Origin of the sequence: Pseudozobellia sp. WGM2 (assembly GCF_017810075.1) — a bacterium.
GTDB lineage: Bacteria > Bacteroidota > Bacteroidia > Flavobacteriales > Flavobacteriaceae > JADNYK01.
On sequence record NZ_JADNYK010000003.1, the window covers coordinates 234671 to 250133 of the forward strand.

Annotated in this window: 16 protein-coding genes and 1 tRNA gene; 9 read left to right on the forward strand and 8 right to left on the reverse strand. The window is 38.4% G+C overall.

The window, feature by feature from the left end; genetic code table 11:
* Positions 1-117: 117 nt before the first annotated feature.
* The 6 genes from IV512_RS08020 to IV512_RS08045 form a co-directional block, all read right to left on the reverse strand.
* The gene (locus tag IV512_RS08020) at positions 118-1407 is read right to left on the reverse strand and encodes a hemolysin family protein (protein WP_209402239.1); all 1290 of its coding nucleotides are present in this window, start codon (positions 1405-1407) and stop codon (positions 118-120) included.
* 2 nt (positions 1408-1409) lie between these two features.
* Complete coding sequence (locus tag IV512_RS08025; RefSeq protein WP_209402240.1) at positions 1410-1613, reverse strand: hypothetical protein; 204 nt, start codon at positions 1611-1613, stop codon at positions 1410-1412.
* Positions 1606-2214 carry an LPS export ABC transporter periplasmic protein LptC gene (gene lptC, locus IV512_RS08030; protein WP_209402241.1) on the reverse strand — a complete coding sequence of 203 codons (609 nt, stop codon included), beginning with the start codon at positions 2212-2214 and terminating at the stop codon, positions 1606-1608. The genes IV512_RS08025 and lptC overlap by 8 nt, the downstream gene beginning before the upstream one ends.
* Position 2215: 1 nt before the next feature.
* Complete coding sequence (locus IV512_RS08035; RefSeq protein ID WP_245224699.1) at positions 2216-3589, reverse strand: M48 family metallopeptidase; 1374 nt, start codon at positions 3587-3589, stop codon at positions 2216-2218.
* A gap of 247 nt (positions 3590-3836) precedes the next feature.
* Positions 3837-5123: a hypothetical protein gene (locus IV512_RS08040; protein WP_209402242.1), complete on the reverse strand. Its 1287-nt coding sequence runs from the start codon at positions 5121-5123 to the stop codon at positions 3837-3839.
* Entirely contained in the window at positions 5124-5852 is a 729-nt protein-coding gene (locus IV512_RS08045; RefSeq protein WP_209402244.1) for a type III pantothenate kinase, read from the reverse strand.
* 103 nt (positions 5853-5955) lie between these two features.
* On the opposite strand from IV512_RS08045, the gene IV512_RS08050 reads away from it, so the two are divergent.
* From IV512_RS08050 to IV512_RS08060, 3 genes are all read left to right on the forward strand, one after another.
* Positions 5956-6028, forward strand: a tRNA-Phe gene (locus tag IV512_RS08050).
* Between the two features lie 66 nt (positions 6029-6094).
* The gene (locus IV512_RS08055; protein WP_209402245.1) at positions 6095-7069 is read left to right on the forward strand and encodes a phosphotransferase; all 975 of its coding nucleotides are present in this window, start codon (positions 6095-6097) and stop codon (positions 7067-7069) included.
* Positions 7066-8361 carry an ADP-ribosylglycohydrolase family protein gene (locus tag IV512_RS08060; protein ID WP_209402246.1) on the forward strand — a complete coding sequence of 432 codons (1296 nt, stop codon included), beginning with the start codon at positions 7066-7068 and terminating at the stop codon, positions 8359-8361. Before IV512_RS08055 ends, IV512_RS08060 begins: the two co-directional genes overlap by 4 nt.
* A gap of 1 nt (position 8362) precedes the next feature.
* Here IV512_RS08060 and IV512_RS08065 read toward each other — a convergent pair whose 3' ends face one another.
* A complete protein-coding gene (locus IV512_RS08065) occupies positions 8363-9928 on the reverse strand; it encodes a glycoside hydrolase family 32 protein (RefSeq protein WP_209402247.1) in 1566 nt (521 codons plus the stop codon).
* A gap of 78 nt (positions 9929-10006) precedes the next feature.
* Here IV512_RS08065 and IV512_RS08070 point away from each other — a divergent pair, with 78 nt between their 5' ends.
* From IV512_RS08070 to IV512_RS08085, 4 genes are all read left to right on the forward strand, one after another.
* On the forward strand, positions 10007-10501 hold the full coding sequence (locus IV512_RS08070; protein WP_209402248.1) for a rhodanese-like domain-containing protein: 495 nt from the start codon (positions 10007-10009) through the stop codon (positions 10499-10501).
* 87 nt (positions 10502-10588) lie between these two features.
* The gene (locus IV512_RS08075) at positions 10589-11260 is read left to right on the forward strand and encodes a TIGR04282 family arsenosugar biosynthesis glycosyltransferase (RefSeq protein WP_371743282.1); all 672 of its coding nucleotides are present in this window, start codon (positions 10589-10591) and stop codon (positions 11258-11260) included.
* Positions 11257-12072: a purine-nucleoside phosphorylase gene (locus IV512_RS08080; RefSeq protein WP_209402249.1), complete on the forward strand. Its 816-nt coding sequence runs from the start codon at positions 11257-11259 to the stop codon at positions 12070-12072. Before IV512_RS08075 ends, IV512_RS08080 begins: the two co-directional genes overlap by 4 nt.
* Before the next feature lie 37 nt (positions 12073-12109).
* Positions 12110-12811 carry a TIGR04283 family arsenosugar biosynthesis glycosyltransferase gene (locus tag IV512_RS08085; protein WP_209402250.1) on the forward strand — a complete coding sequence of 234 codons (702 nt, stop codon included), beginning with the start codon at positions 12110-12112 and terminating at the stop codon, positions 12809-12811.
* Positions 12812-12814: 3 nt separating this feature from the next.
* Here IV512_RS08085 and IV512_RS08090 read toward each other — a convergent pair whose 3' ends face one another.
* The gene (locus tag IV512_RS08090) at positions 12815-13867 is read right to left on the reverse strand and encodes an N-acetylmuramoyl-L-alanine amidase (RefSeq protein ID WP_209402252.1); all 1053 of its coding nucleotides are present in this window, start codon (positions 13865-13867) and stop codon (positions 12815-12817) included.
* A 250-nt stretch (positions 13868-14117) separates the two neighbouring features.
* Here IV512_RS08090 and IV512_RS08095 point away from each other — a divergent pair, with 250 nt between their 5' ends.
* Together IV512_RS08095 and def are read left to right on the forward strand one after the other, a co-directional pair.
* The gene (locus IV512_RS08095) at positions 14118-14924 is read left to right on the forward strand and encodes a DUF6503 family protein (RefSeq protein ID WP_209402254.1); all 807 of its coding nucleotides are present in this window, start codon (positions 14118-14120) and stop codon (positions 14922-14924) included.
* A gap of 7 nt (positions 14925-14931) precedes the next feature.
* Entirely contained in the window at positions 14932-15462 is a 531-nt protein-coding gene (gene def / locus IV512_RS08100) for a peptide deformylase (RefSeq protein ID WP_209402256.1), read from the forward strand.
* Position 15463 lies beyond the last annotated feature (1 nt).

The window sequence follows — 15463 nt, forward strand, 5'->3', positions numbered from 1 at the left end:
TGCGAAATTAGTATTTTCTTTTGGAATATTAAAGACTTTAAGAACCACGCTTTCAGGTTTATTACTTATATCTCAGCGATACTCTTAAATGGAGTTCAATAAATAGTATAAGCTTAGCTATTCTTTATCGAGAATTTGCAGAGACACCAAGTCGATTTTGGTGTTGGAAACTTCTAAAATTTTAAAGAGGAAATGTTCAATCTGAATCTCAGAGTCTTTCTCGGGTATTTCGCCCTTATCGTTAACTATAAAACCACCAAGAGTTTCATACTCATCACTTTTGGGCACTTCAAGCTTATAAGTTTCATTGATATAATCAACCTCTAACCGAGCAGAAAATTTATACGATCCGTCTTCTAGCTGTTCTTCTATCAAATCGGTTATATCGTGCTCATCTTCAATTTCACCGAACAACTCTTCAACAATATCTTCAACGGTCATTAAACCGGAAGTACCACCATATTCGTCTAAAACCACGGCTATACTCTTTCGCTTTTTGGTCAGAACATTTAAAATGTCTTGAACAAGCATTGTCTCAGGCACAAATTCTACAGGCAGCAAAATACTTTTTATCGTTTTCGGCTTCTTGAACAACTCGTATGAATGTACATAACCTATAATATTATCGATGGTATCTTTGTAAATCAATATCTTAGAGAGGCCTGTTTCAGTAAATAATTTGGCCAAATTCTTAGGGGTTTCATCAAGTTCTACCGCCTTTATTTCGGTACGGGGCACCATGACCTCCCGAGCTTTTACTTCTGCAAACTCAAGGGCATTTTGAAAAATTTGTATTTCAGAGTCGACCTCATCTTCTTCATTGACGGTTTCCATCTGCTCATTAATATAATCTCCTAACTCTATTTTGCTAAAAGACAGTTGCACCTCATCGCCATCCGTCTTAAAGAACACTTTGAGTATTAAATCTGAAACCCAAATAACAAAGTCGGAAATCACCGAAAACAGAAGATAAAATAGATAGGCAGGTACTGCCAAAAACTTAAGTAAGTTATTAGAATAGATCTGGAACAAAACCTTAGGCAGAAATTCGGCCGTAAAGAGAATGATCAAGGTAGAGATTACCGTTTGCACCAAGAGGCTAAAATCTGTCAAAATCAGATTTATAAATTCACTGGAAGATGGCAACATACTTTGAAACCAATACATCAAAAGGTCTCCCATAAAAAAACCATAGATGACCAATGCTATATTGTTACCTATGAGCATGGTAGCAATAAACTTAGAAGGCTTTTTGGTCAGCCGTGTCAAAACCTTGGCCAAGATACCTTCTTGCTTTTTCTCTATTTCAATATGAATCTTATTCGCCGAGATAAAGGCTATTTCCATACCCGAAAAAAAGGCGGAAAAAAGAAGGGAAAGAATTATTATAAAAATAGCAGTTTCCAAAATCACTGCTGGTTATCGCGCTTGCGCTGTTCAAATTTTTTACGGTAATTTCTTCTGAACAAGAACATACCTATAGAGACTACGGCAAAGAAAATAAACAAATAGGCACTTTGTCGGTCTACATTCCAGTCTGTATAGATACGGTACAGCGAAAAACCGCATACCGCTAAATATAAGTATTCGGTATATCTTAAAATATTAATCATTCGTTTCTTCCTTTATCGTCATTAGACCAAAAGTCTTGTGTGCATTAAAAAAACTAAGGTCTTTATTGAAATCCATTCCCTCACCATCCATCACCGTTCCATCTTCAGGATTGGTAAACTTAAACTTTTCTTGAGTGAAAATCCAATCACTATCTTGATCCCAAAAGAGCTGAGGCGCTTCTAACTTTTTACCATCGTGGCTTTCAATTACCACATTGCCTTGCAAATCTATTACATTTGTAGCTGAATAGATAATTCCGTAGTCGGCCTTTATAATACTTTTATCGCCACTCTCATTATAGAAATCTATTAGTAAGCCCTTCGGAAACGTACGGTACGGAAATTTGAGATTTTCGTAATCATTATTTATCGGACTGGTCAGCACTGCAATAACCCGAGTACCCGTAGAATCTTCAGAACCTAACTCTTCCTTTGCTTCAGTATAGGTTAAGGTGAAATCTTCTGTAATCCCCATGGGGTATACCAATGGCACTTTCTCTTGCCCAGATCGCTTATAATTATCGTCACATGAAAAAAAAAGTATTGCCATGATAACTACCATGGCAATACTTTTAAAATTTATTTGAAACGATTGTTTCATCTTATAGATTAGGCACTTTAACGCTACCACCAACCCAACAACTAAAGCTTACCGTTTTACCGGCCATACCAGAGTTGAATATATCGGTTTTAGACGGGGCCTTTGCCGCGTAACTTTTAGCCGATTGATTGGCATTCGAACTTAAAGATGGATCAACACGACCTGCTTGTCTGGCCAAATCTGCTGCTTTCCAATAAATCGCACGCTTTTCAAATGGCGTACTACCACAATCGTTAGCACTAGTCGCATATAAATTAGCGATTAATAAATATGCCTTACCGTTTGCTTGATTGGCATTTATCGCCATTTGCGCATATTTTCTAGCGGTAGACTTACTACCTTTTCTCTTATTGATAATTGCAACTTTATAGGCTATATCAGATTTCTTGTAAGGATCTGTTTCTAAACTCATGGCTTTATCGAAATCTTCTAAAGCACCTTTCGAATCACCATTCTTCATTTTTAAAGTACCACCATAAACATAGGCACTTGCAGATGGATCTAAAGCCAACTGAGCCTCGAACAACTTCTGGAATAGAGGGTCATCGGTACATTCTTTATTAAACATTCTACCGACAGCTCTTTTTACCCAAGTAACGTCTCCTTTTTTCTCTTCAAAACTCTTTTCGTAAAGCGGAATCAAGTTTTCACAATCAGCCAAGGCACCCAATTTAGAATCGACACTACCGGCAATCTTACCGTAAGACTCCGAGTTGGTCGTAGCAACCCGTAATTTTCTTTTCTCCTTAGAAGTTAGCGTACCTGTCGAATCTTTTGGAAGCAATTTTGTAATGATATCAGTCAACTGCTTGTTCTCTTCTTCTATTTTGTCATTCACATTATCGTAAACATCGAATACTTCTTGAAGTTCTTTACTTCCACTCTTATGCAAATCAACTAGACTAGAGAAATACAGATAAAGAGCCCTAGGGTTTTTGAAGTTCTTAGGGTCTTTTTGAAATGCTTCATCTAACATAGCATAGATTTCTTCATCAGAGCCCATTTTGTTTTCGTACATAAGCAATGCCTTGTCGATAGCCACTACTGCAGGAGTGTATCTTTTTGGAAAGTACTTAGCACTATTATCATAAAGCGCCATCATATCTTTGATGTAGCCATCTTTCTCGGCACCTGAAGATTTTTCAATCTTATCGTCCAGAATCTTTTCTCCCAAAGAAAAGTTCGCCTTGTTCAAATCAGGACAGTTTTCATAGACCATTTTCCATGGTGTATATGCCGCCTCATAATTCTTTACCTTGGCATGCTCTGCATAGATTGAAAGGTTGGTCATACATTCTGGGTTCTGGGCCTGTGCATTAACTGCCACAATGAACCCGAAAAGCATAATTGCAGTAGAGTAAATTTTAGTTTTCATTTGTTCAATTTTATTTATTTTCAAAAAGTCAAGCACAAATTGCTTTCAAAAGCTATTTATCGAATAAACTTCATATGAGCGCTTTGTGTCTAGGTTTCCGTTTTTGAGGGGGTTAATGTACTAATTTTTTGCCAAGCGAGCCATTTGAAATTTAGAAATTAGGCTCGAGCATCTTGTTTTTAAGGTTGTTTTTCAACATTATGAAAATTTAGAGCTGATTTTTAACAAAACCTCAATACTTTATTCTCTAATTTATCTTGCGCTTTCTGAACCAGACATCGTTTAAAGAAAGGCCTACATTCACCTTAAAGTAACTTTCTTCGATCAAGTCTGCCGAAGTGGTACCTCTTCGACCGAGCTCGAAACCTAAATTAAGGTTCGATAGATTGTTCCCAAGCGGAAGACCTAATCCAAAAGTTATGCCAAAGTTGTTTACTTCTTTATCGTTTACCACCATACCGGTCTGATCCATTCTTACACCGGCCCTATAAGTTACTCTGCTAAGATAGCTTTCGAAAGAACTACTATTGGGAATATAGAAACCTCCCAATGCAAAAGTACTTGCATCGTCATATACCAGATTATCTATTTCTAAAAATACATTTGAATAGTCAGACAACTGCTGATAGCTGTATTCGAAACCTAAGAACCATTTCATTTTCTCACCGTAACCTAAGCCCACGGTGGCTGTTGTAGGTATTTTAATTCCGGTTTCTTTCAGGCCTTGCGCCTCTAAATTTACATCTATGGCCTCAACATCTTGCTGAGTCAACAATGAAAACGAACCTATTCTTTTTGTATTTCTTGCGGAAAGGTTCGCCTGTGTATTTATGCGTAACGATGTATAAAGCGTATGCTTCTCATCCACTTCAGGTGTATAATACACCGCATAATTCAGATCCATGCCATCAATTCTAGAGCTACGCTCATCTTTGACCCCATATTGCACATTCTCGGTACTTTGAATTCTAAGACTCTCAACGACACCAAAATTGTAGTTGGCCGAAACACCTACACTAAAATTTTTGAACACTTCATAACCTAAAGAAAGGTATATACGGTTCAGGCCACCTTCGCCACTATATTCATTAATAATACGCGACCCTTCAGCACCCTGCTCATCAACAAAACTGTAACCTACCGAAGTATAGGGCATAACACCAAAACCTAGACCCAATCCTTTCTTAAGCGTAAAACCCAAAGAAAGATAATCGAGATTGGTGACCGCACTACTCTGTTGGTCGCTAAAGCTTTTCAATTGGGTCTGTTTGTGTGAAATACCTGCAGTATACGTGGTAATACCAAAACTTTCACCAGCCTTGATACCTAACTTACTGTAGGCAGCAGGGTTTCTTAAGTTCACATGTATACTATCGGCATACACCCCAATGCCACCCATCATTTGATTTTCTACCGTCGAAGAGGCACTTGTTTCACCAAGACCAAAATAAGAATAAGGAGAAACGGTACCATTTTGGGCGTAACCGTTCAATGCGACTAGGCACACTAAAACAAAAACTATTTTTTTAACCATTTAATGTTTGTTGTATTCCAACAGATAGTTCAACCCTTTAAGGAGAAATTTGGAATCCGCAAATATGGTATTTTTTAACCGTTTTGACAAAAATGGGGCATCACCGCCTGTTAAAATAACTGTTAAATCTGCAAAACGCGTTTTGTAACCGCTAATGACCCCGTCAATTTCATGGCAGATACCATTTACAACACCACTATGTATACTGTTATCAGTAGAATTTCCTATAAAATCAAAAGGTGCTTTAGGTTCTAACAACGGTAGTTTAGCCGTTTGTACTTGAAGCGCCTTGTAACGCATTTTTAAGCCTGGTGAAATAGCCCCGCCTAAATATTCACCATAGTCATTAACCATATCGTAGGTAACACATGTACCCGCATCGATGACCAATGTATTTCCCCTAGGGTTATGATAAAAAGCCGCAGTAGCTAGGGCTATTCTATCAACCCCTAATGTTTGCGGAGTAGCATATGAATTCTTATAGGGAGTTTTGGAAGAGGGAGTCAATTCGTGCACATCACAAAAAACTGTGAGAACTGCTACCACCTTAACATCAAGATTACCTACACTAGACACGATACCGTTAGATATTTTCGGGTAGTGATCACAAACCTTCTTTACTTGTACAGGTATTTCTTCACCATCGACTTTTTGATAAAAGATAAGAGCACCTTTATCAAAAACCGCAAGTTTCACAGAAGTGTTTCCGGCATCTATAATTAAGTTCATATTACAAAGATCAAAAAAAAGAGTGAGAACAAATCACCTTTTTTTCGAGAAATTGTTTGGATATCGCAAAATTGAAATTATATTTGCAGCCCCTTACAGGGATGGTGCCTTAGCTCAGTTGGTAGAGCAATGGACTGAAAATCCATGTGTCCCTGGTTCGATTCCTGGAGGCACCACAAAAAATCCTTACGATTCGTAAGGATTTTTTTGTTTTTACAAGTATATTGCATAAAACTCCTGTTTTGAAAGCAATAGATATTTCAACACCTATTCCTGAGCTAGAAAACTACCTTTCCAAAAATTCTTGGCTCAATTCCGGAGAAAAAATAGAATCGGTCGAACAACCTGGCGAGGGCAATATGAATGTTGTCGTACGGGTCAAAACCAATGAGCGTTCTTTTATTTTAAAGCAATCGAGACCTTATGTTCAAAAATTCCAACAGATTTCAGCACCCTTAAATCGAATCGCTGTTGAGAAGAACTTCTATCAAGTGGTTCGAGAAAATGCAGTTAGCGCACACATGCCGAAAGTTATCGGGTATGACAGCGTTGAGAACCTTTTACTTCTTGAAGATCTAGGGCACTGCGAAGATATGACCCTAATCTACAATAATAAGACAATAGCAGCGGCACATCTTGATCGATTGGTTTTTATTCTTGGCCTCATACATCGCACAGAGGTCAATACTAACTTTCCTGAAAACCTGCAGATGCGTTTTTTGAACCATAAACATATATTCGTTCTTCCGTTTTCAGAAGACAGTGATATGAACCTTGATGAAATTCAAGAAGGGCTACAAGAACTCTCTATGGCTTTTAAGTCGAGTAAAACCATTAAATCTGTAGTTGACCAAATAGGCGAGAAATACCTTTCTCCCGGCAGTACGTTAATCCATGGCGATTACTACCCCGGCAGTTGGATGACCGAAGCAGACAATCTGTATATTATCGATCCGGAGTTTGGTTTTCCCGGTTTTCCCGAGTTCGACCTTGGGGTTATGGCCGCACATATTATTATGGCCACCGGCAAAAAAAGTTATTTGAACAGAATACATTCTATTTACCAAGGTGAGGCCGACAAAAAATTAATGGGCCAAGTTGCGGGTATTGAGATTGCCAGGCGTATTATCGGACTTGCACAACTACCTATGGAAAGAACACTTAAAGAAAAAGCCAAGCTCTTAAAAAAGGCCCGCAAACTAATTTTGGCTCAATGACTAAATTCTTCTCAGCGGCATTATTTCTTCTCTTTTTTCTTTCTTGCCAAGAACCTACTCCCAAGATGGATATTCCATCTCCGAAAAAGCAACAACATACGGGTTCAAAACCCAATCTAAGCAAAGAAGAATATTATGATAAGGTATTAGGAGCATTGGTAGGTTCAGCCATAGGTGATGCCATGGGTGCTTCGACCGAAATGTGGCACAGAAAAGATATTCAGTTAAAACACGGTTATATTACAGGCCTGACGCCGGCAGTCAGAAACCAATCGCCCGAAGGCACCTGGGACCATAATCTATTGGCCGGTGCAACCACTGATGATACCCGATGGAAATTGGCCATGGTAAAATATCTAACCCAAAACAAGGGAGAACTCAACGGTGAAAGTTTTATTAATTTCATTATTGATTACTACGGCTCACTAACCCGCACCTTATCCGATGGAAATCGAATTCCGGATACTGATTTTCTTGATGTTCAAATAGAAAAGATAGACTGGGTCAAAGAATGGGCACGTGTTTCAATGGCCTACAAAAAGAGCGATGCAGAATACCAAAAGGCACTTAACCGTTTTTACGGCGGCGAAATGTCTTGCGCAGGGCAATTATACACTCCTATGTTCGGGCTAATTACTTCCGACCCTGAAGAAGCCTATAATTTAGCCTATGAGCACACTTTGTTCGATATTGGCTATGCTAAAGATATTTCTGCCCTGGTTTCTTCGATGACTCAAATGGCCATGCAGACCAGTGATATAGATTCTATAATAAATACAGCAACATTCGTCGACCCGATCGGTTATCAAGACAGCAGGTTGGTAGGGCGTATTTCTCATGATGTCGCAGAAACATCTGTAAAGAGTGTCATGGCTATTAAAAATTTGATTTTCGTCGACTCGCTATTAGCAAAAGACTCTTTACTTTATCGTGTACCCCTGGGGTTCTATGAATCAAAACAGGAGTGGGCAAAGCAAGAAATGGCTTATCAATTTTTGGAAAAAGACAAAAAAGCCATTGCCTTTCACTCAGGTGAAATTTGGCAAATTCTAATAACTGCTCTTGAATTCGGAGAAGGTGATTTTGAAAAAACCATGCAATTTATCGTTAACTACGGCCGTGACAACGACACAGTTGCCGCAGTGGCCGGCATGATACTTGGTGCTAAAGACGGCTACTCAAATCTATCACCGGCATTGCGCACACAAGTACTTTCGGTCAACAAAGATAATATGGGCATTGATCTTCAAGCTTTGGCCAAGGAACTCACCGAAATACAGGAATTCAATTAGGTTACCAAATACTTTCAATTTTACTGATTTTAAAATTATTGAAGTTCAACGCCTCATCTTCTAAATTCTCTATGGTCAATTTTGTATACACCTCATTCGGAAACAACTGTGCAGTCATCACGTACTGACCTTTATTAATAAATATTTCAATCGAAGACCGGTCTATGAGCATTCGAACCTCATAAACTTCGTCAGGCAAATTGGGCACGGGCATTATTTGAACCCCCTCTCCAAAATCTTTTTGAAAATCGACTTTACCCGAGTTTGATCGATTCAATAAAAACTGTTTGCCCCCTCCTCTCATGCTCAGCAAAAGCTCTTGACCTAATTCATTCGATAACTTTAATTGAAAAGTTTTTGCGTCTGTGTTGAAAATAACCTCAGCCTGCTGAAGCCCCCTATTTTCGATTGTTCGAGTAGTGTGGGCCCCTATGACCAAATTCTCTGAAGAAGATTTAGTTATGACCTCGTTAAATTGGCGCACAGGATAATTGGAGAGGTAATATTCTCCGTTTACTTTTTTCAAATCAAACTTACGGGGCACTGTCATTGCGCTACGCCATTTCTCGGTAGGGGTGGCTTGTGCATAGAGCCAGTTGCTCATCCAACCAATAAAAATCTTCTCATCATTTGGGGCGTTGCTGTAGGTTACCCCAGCATAGTTGTCTGTTCCCCAATCGACCCAGCGATTTGCTTTCTGCTCGGTAACAAAGGTGCTTCCATCAAAATCGCCAACAAAATATTGTGTACCGCTACCTCCGTTCGGAGCTCCGGGATTGATACTTATCAGAAGCACCCATTTTTCTTCATCAGAATCAGCTACTTTTAACTTAAAAAGATCAGGACACTCCCAAACTCCGCCATGGGCTCCCTTTTCTTTTCCGAATTCACCGCTAAGTTGCCATTCCTTTAAATCTGTAGAACTATAAAATTGCGCATGGTCACCGGCTACCAAGGTCATTACCCAGCGCTGAGTTGGTTCATGCCACATGACCTTGGGATCGCGAAAGTCTCTAACACCCTCATTACCTATCACAGGGTTATTTTCATACTTTGTCCAGCTATCCCCATTATCTAAACTATAGGCAATACCTTGGGTCTGAAATGTAGAATCTCCCCGTTTTTCACCCTTCGGGTCATGATACGTATAGATTGCGACCAATGGCGGGTTCTCATCAGTACCGAATCCCGAAGAATTTGACTCATCAAGTACGGCGCTACCAGAAAAAATGTAACCCAATTCATCAGGGTACAGTGCAACGGGTTTGTGCTGCCAATGTATCAAATCTTTACTTATCGCATGACCCCAATGCATCGGGCCCCAAACTATACTATCAGGATAGTATTGATAGAACAAATGATAAACCCCTTCGTTATAAACCATACCATTGGGGTCGTTCATCCACATTTTTTCAGGGGAAAAATGAAATTGCGGCCTGTAATCTTCACTATAGTACGGATTTGATTTTTCAGTAATTTCAGAAGGCTGCTTTTCTGTTTTATCCCTACAAGAAGGAAAAATTATAACCAGGGAAAAAAGAATAAACCAAACGGAGCAAAATTTCATAAGTTAATTTTAAGAGGAAACACGACAATTAAAAGCCTACCTAAAATACTATCTTTACGTCAATAATCTATGGTTACTATGAGATTTAAAATTAGCGTTCTTTTGGTTTTTCTTTTGGCCGATTCCCTTTTAGCGCAGAATAAGATGGACAAGGCCATAAAAAAATGGAACAAAGCAAGTGTACCCTATATTCAAGTAGAGGAACTTGAAAAATCAGACGATGTCTGGCTTTTAGATACTCGAAAAGTGGAAGAATTCAGTGTCAGCCATATCAAGAATGCCCTTTGGGTCGGTCATAAAGAATTTGAAATCGATTCAATAAACGAACATATCAAGGACAAAGACAAGAAGATAGTGGTTTACTGTTCAATCGGCGTAAGGTCGGAAGATATAGGAGAAAAATTATTACAAGCCGGCTACTCGAATGTGCAAAATCTTTATGGCGGTATTTTCGAGTGGAAAAACAAAGGATATACCGTATATGATATAGAAGGAAATGAAACAGAGAAAATACATGCTTTCAACAAGCATTGGGGCAAACTTTTAAAGAACGGCGATAAGGTGTTTGATTAAGAACATGCTGTAAGCAATCAGCCCCGATTTCAACTAATAAATGGAAAAACTTCGGGTTCACTTCGAAAAAATTAAAAAATTTTGAGCATAATTCTTCCTATAGATAAATTGCCGGAGCTTTCCGCTATCAATTATCACAACTTGACTTCTAAAAATTTACTTCTCATTTTTACCAGAAATCCACAGTTGGGCAAATGCAAAACTCGTTTAGCCGCTACCGTGGGCAATCAAACTGCGCTAGATATCTATAAATTTTTACTGAACCACACAATAAACATTACTAAAAACCTGAATGTAGCCAAACAGGTTTGGTATTCTAAAGAAGTGTGGGAAGATGATATCTGGGACGGTAAAATATATGATAAAAAATTACAGAAAGGCGATGATTTAGGCACTCGAATGGGTAATGCTTTTCAAGAAGGTTTCGAGCAAGGTTTTGAACGCATTATTATTATTGGTAGCGACATGTTCGACCTCAATCAAAAAGATTTGGAAAAGGCTTTTAAAAAACTTCATGACCATAATTATGTCGTGGGCCCTGCTGATGACGGCGGATACTACCTTCTAGGAATGACCAACTATAAAAATGAACTTTTCATAGGAAAAAATTGGGGCCAAGACACGGTTTTGCAAGACACTTTGACAAACCTCAAAAATGAAAAATGTCATATATTGGATACCAGAAACGATGTTGACCTCTATGAGGATATTAAAGACATAGATGCCTTTCAACCTTTTTTTAAAAATATTGAAGAATGACGCAAAAGCAACTGAAAGATTCGACTGCTTATCTACAAAGTAAAGGGTTCGACAAGCCAGAAATCGGTATTGTTCTGGGTACCGGCCTCGGCAAATTGGCCGACCAAATCGAAAACCCCATAATCGCCCATTACAATCACATTCCTTTTTTTCCTTTAGCTACTGTAGAGTTTCATTCGGGCAAACTTATTTATGGTACACTCGAAGGTAAGAAGGTCGTAGTTATGCAGGGGCGTTTTCATTTGTACGAAGGATATGATTTCATTGATATTACCTACCCAATTAGGGTGATGCATCAACTAGGTATTAAAACCCTGTTCATTTCGAATGCCGCTGGTGCTATCAATCTTGATTTCAACAAGGGTGACCTTATGCTCATTGAAGATCATATTAATCTTCAAGGCGGCTCGCCATTGGCGTTTAAAGGGGTTAGTAAATATGGAGAACGTTTTACCGACATGGCGGAACCCTATGACCCATCGATGAGAAAAAAACTTCTCGAAATTGCAAAGAACGAGAATATCGTTTTAAGACAAGGTGTCTACGCATCGGTAGTAGGACCTCAATTGGAAACTAAGGCCGAATACCGAATGCTTAAAATTATTGGTGCAGATGCGGTAGGCATGAGCACGGTGCCCGAAGTTATCGTTGCCAACCATTTGAATCTGCCCATAGTTGCCGTTTCAGTACTTACAGATGAATGTGACCCCGATAGTCTAGAGCCTTTAGATGTTCAAGAAATAATTGATACAGCCGCCAAGGCAGAACCTAAAATGGTAAAATTGTTCAAAGAACTGATCAAACAAATATAAACTGCTAGGGCCCACCATTTGTTATACTGTTCGACTAATGAAAAAGACGCCAACTATCAGTATAATCATTCCGGTTCTTAATGAAGAAAATTATATCAAGAAGTTGCTTGACTATTTAAAACCCTATCAAGCTTCATATTTGCTAAAAGAAATAATAGTAATCGATGGGGGCAGTTCAGACCATACCCTAAAAATTATATCGGAGTATAAAGTAAAAGTTTTTCATTCAGAAAAGGGTCGCGCAAAACAAATGAATCTTGGAGCAAAACATGCCACTGGGGATATTTTATATTTTCTTCACGTGGATACCAAGCCCCCAGAGAATTTTCACTTTGATATTCTTCAAGCAGTGAAACATGATTTTAAGGCTGGTTGCTTTAGAATGCGATTCAATAGTCGAAACTTATTTCTCGCTTTCTTCGCGTATTTCTCCCGATTCAATCATATTATTTGCAGAGGGGGCGATCAATCTCTCTTTGTTACTCGACATCTTTTCGAAAAGGCCGGAAGGTTCAATGAAGAGTACATTATTTACGAGGATACCGAATTTATCGGCCGGTTATACCAACTGTGTAATTTTAAGGTAATACCCGACTACATAACTACCTCAGCCAGAAAATACGATCAAGTGGGTACAGCCAAGTTACAATACTATTTCGGGGTTATTCATTTCAAACGGCTATTTGGGGCGACGCCGGAAAACTTATATCGATACTACAAAAGAAAAATAACCGTCTGAATACTATTTTTCATAATCTAAAATAACCCCTTCCGAAATCCATTTGGCTAATGCCTGCCGATTATCGGGGTCTAAGATTCGACGCTGATCTTTCTTACTTCGAATATTACCTATTTCTATAAAGGTCATTGCCGGATGTGTTTTTTTGACCAAGTACAAAGATGAACGGTCTTCAAAAGTACCCGAATAAATCCGATTGGGTTGAAATTTTTTATACTTCTCTTGAAACGTTTTATGTATACTTTCCGCTAACTTTTTACCGTTCTTACTTTTTTCATGGTGATAGAAGAAAACATCTATATTCTGCCCCCTACTTCTACTATCAACGTGGGTAACGATTAAACGTTGATACTTGCCACGATTTTCCCTATAAAGTTCATTCACAATTTCGACCCGTTGCTTCAAGCGTGCCACTTGATTCAAGGGTATAGTCTTATTTGGGTAGGCTACTTCGTCATGATCAATTTTTAATACACGCTCGTCACGAATGCCATCATTTTCATCTCTAATGATAATGTATACAAAAGCCCCATGCGACATCAGTTCTTTTGCCAATCTTAAGGTAATATCATATGCATATTCATCTTCAGCGATCATTTGATTGCCATACTTCGCCATAGCACCGGGGTCAGGGCCACCATGCCCTGAGACCAAGTAGTAAACATTACCCTTCAACCGCTCACTCTTTTCTAATACAGTCGCATGTTTTTTACCAAAAATCGCAAAATCTTCACCCTCGATTTTTTTAATCTTAGTACTATTCTTTTGAATAGTCTCTACCACTTCGACCGTATCGAGTTCAACAGGGGGAATCAGATATTTACGACCTGCATACAAATGAATGCTGTCACGAAGGTTATCAACATTCATGGCTATAAAATCATCGTAGTGATCATAAGGATCGATACCTTGTTTTCTCAAAAGTGAAAGTATGCCGTCACCTTTTTTGGCCACTACTACCTTTAATGAATCTTGACCATAAATAGTATTCTCAGCACCGAAAAGAAGTGCTAAAACAAAAAATGTTTTGAAATATCTAAAAAAGGTGTGATTCATTTTCTATTCTTGAATACCTTGAAAAAAACAAAAACAATGCCTAAAATTACTCTGATAGCGCAAAAATAAATAACCCTCGTATATCCGCAGACAACCATTAAAAAAATTAGTTAACTATTTATTCAACAATACTAAACTAATAATGTTCCTATCAATTTTCAGCTTTAAAGCATTTCATTGACATTAACTTTGTATAAATTTTCGTTTTATTACGACCTATTAACCACTTCAACAAATCAAACCAATTCATATGAACAAACATTTTGCATTCTTTAGCATTTTGTGCTTCCTACTTTTTACCGCTTGTAAGACAGACAAGAAAACTAACCCGAACATGGCCGAAGAATCAAAAATATCCGATTCTACTGAAGTAACTTATGGACCGAGCAAAAGTGAACGGTTAATTCAAGCCTCGATTAAAGCACACGGAGGTCAATTATATAATAACGCCCACTACGGTTTCACCTTTCGAAATAAATATTTCACTTTCAAAAACAGCGATGGTAAGTTCACATATACCATGGAGGAAACAAAAGAGGATGTGAAAATCAAGCACATATTGTCAAATAATAAACTTACTCAAACCCAAAACGGGAATCTGGTCAAGCTAACCGAAAAAGATAGTATCAAATATACCGAGGCGGTAAACTCGGTAATCTACTTCGCTACCTTACCCCATAAACTGAACGACAATTCGGTAATCAGTGAACATTTGGGTCAAACTAAAATTAAAGGCAAATCTTATGAAGTGGTAAAAGTTCACTTTAAACAAGAAGGAGGAGGCGTTGATTTTGAAGATGTTTTTCTTTATTGGTTCAATGCCCAAACAAAGACGATGGACTATCTTGCCTATAAATACAAAACCAATGATGGTGGTGTACGATTTAGAAGTACCTACAACCCTAGAACCATTGATGGAATACGTTTTCAAGACTATATTAATTACAAAGCTGAAATCGGCACCCCAATGCAAGACCTACCCGAACTTTACGAAAACGGCAGCTTAAAAGAGCTTTCGCGTATTGAAACAGAAGATGTGGTAAATTTGAACAAATAGTATATTCATGCCGACACTGGAAGTCATTAAAATGGGAAATCCTTTATTACGAAGTGTTTGCCAACCTGTAACCAACGACGAAATCGCATCACAAGAATTTCAAGCATTTATCGACAGCTTGATTTTAACTATGCAAGAAGAAGACGGAGCGGGTATTGCCGCACCTCAGGTTGGGATTTTAAAACGGCTTTTCGTTATAGAGATGGATGGTAACAAGAGGTACCCAGATGAAGATAATTTTCCAATGACTGTTATCATCAACCCTGAAATTAAGATTTTATCGAATGAAATAACCGATAGTTGGGAGGGTTGCTTATCTATACCGGGAATACGAGGGAAGTTAAAACGGTCTAAACAAGTTCAACTTAGTGGAGTGGATAGACACGGAGAACCTTTTGAAAAGATTCTCGATGGTTTTCCTGCGATTGTTGCACAGCACGAATTAGACCACCTCAACGGTATTCTTTTCATCGACCGCATGAAAACGATGGAGACTTTAACTTTTGAAGAAGAATACAGCAAGTACTGGAATGTTTAAA

Excerpts from the sequence above, each read along its gene's own strand:
- IV512_RS08025 (WP_209402240.1), bottom strand. The coding sequence starts at position 1,613 with ATGATTAATATTTTAAGATATACCGAATACTTATATTTAGCGGTATGC.
- lptC (WP_209402241.1), bottom strand. The coding sequence starts at position 2,214 with ATGAAACAATCGTTTCAAATAAATTTTAAAAGTATTGCCATGGTAGTT.
- IV512_RS08035 (WP_245224699.1), bottom strand. The coding sequence starts at position 3,589 with ATGAAAACTAAAATTTACTCTACTGCAATTATGCTTTTCGGGTTCATT.
- IV512_RS08040 (WP_209402242.1), bottom strand. The coding sequence starts at position 5,123 with ATGGTTAAAAAAATAGTTTTTGTTTTAGTGTGCCTAGTCGCATTGAAC.
- IV512_RS08045 (WP_209402244.1), bottom strand. The coding sequence starts at position 5,852 with ATGAACTTAATTATAGATGCCGGAAACACTTCTGTGAAACTTGCGGTT.
- IV512_RS08060 (WP_209402246.1), top strand. The coding sequence starts at position 7,066 with ATGACTAAATTCTTCTCAGCGGCATTATTTCTTCTCTTTTTTCTTTCT.
- IV512_RS08065 (WP_209402247.1), bottom strand. The coding sequence starts at position 9,928 with ATGAAATTTTGCTCCGTTTGGTTTATTCTTTTTTCCCTGGTTATAATT.
- IV512_RS08070 (WP_209402248.1), top strand. The coding sequence starts at position 10,007 with ATGAGATTTAAAATTAGCGTTCTTTTGGTTTTTCTTTTGGCCGATTCC.
- IV512_RS08080 (WP_209402249.1), top strand. The coding sequence starts at position 11,257 with ATGACGCAAAAGCAACTGAAAGATTCGACTGCTTATCTACAAAGTAAA.
- IV512_RS08085 (WP_209402250.1), top strand. The coding sequence starts at position 12,110 with ATGAAAAAGACGCCAACTATCAGTATAATCATTCCGGTTCTTAATGAA.
- IV512_RS08090 (WP_209402252.1), bottom strand. The coding sequence starts at position 13,867 with ATGAATCACACCTTTTTTAGATATTTCAAAACATTTTTTGTTTTAGCA.
- IV512_RS08095 (WP_209402254.1), top strand. The coding sequence starts at position 14,118 with ATGAACAAACATTTTGCATTCTTTAGCATTTTGTGCTTCCTACTTTTT.
- def (WP_209402256.1), top strand. The coding sequence starts at position 14,932 with ATGCCGACACTGGAAGTCATTAAAATGGGAAATCCTTTATTACGAAGT.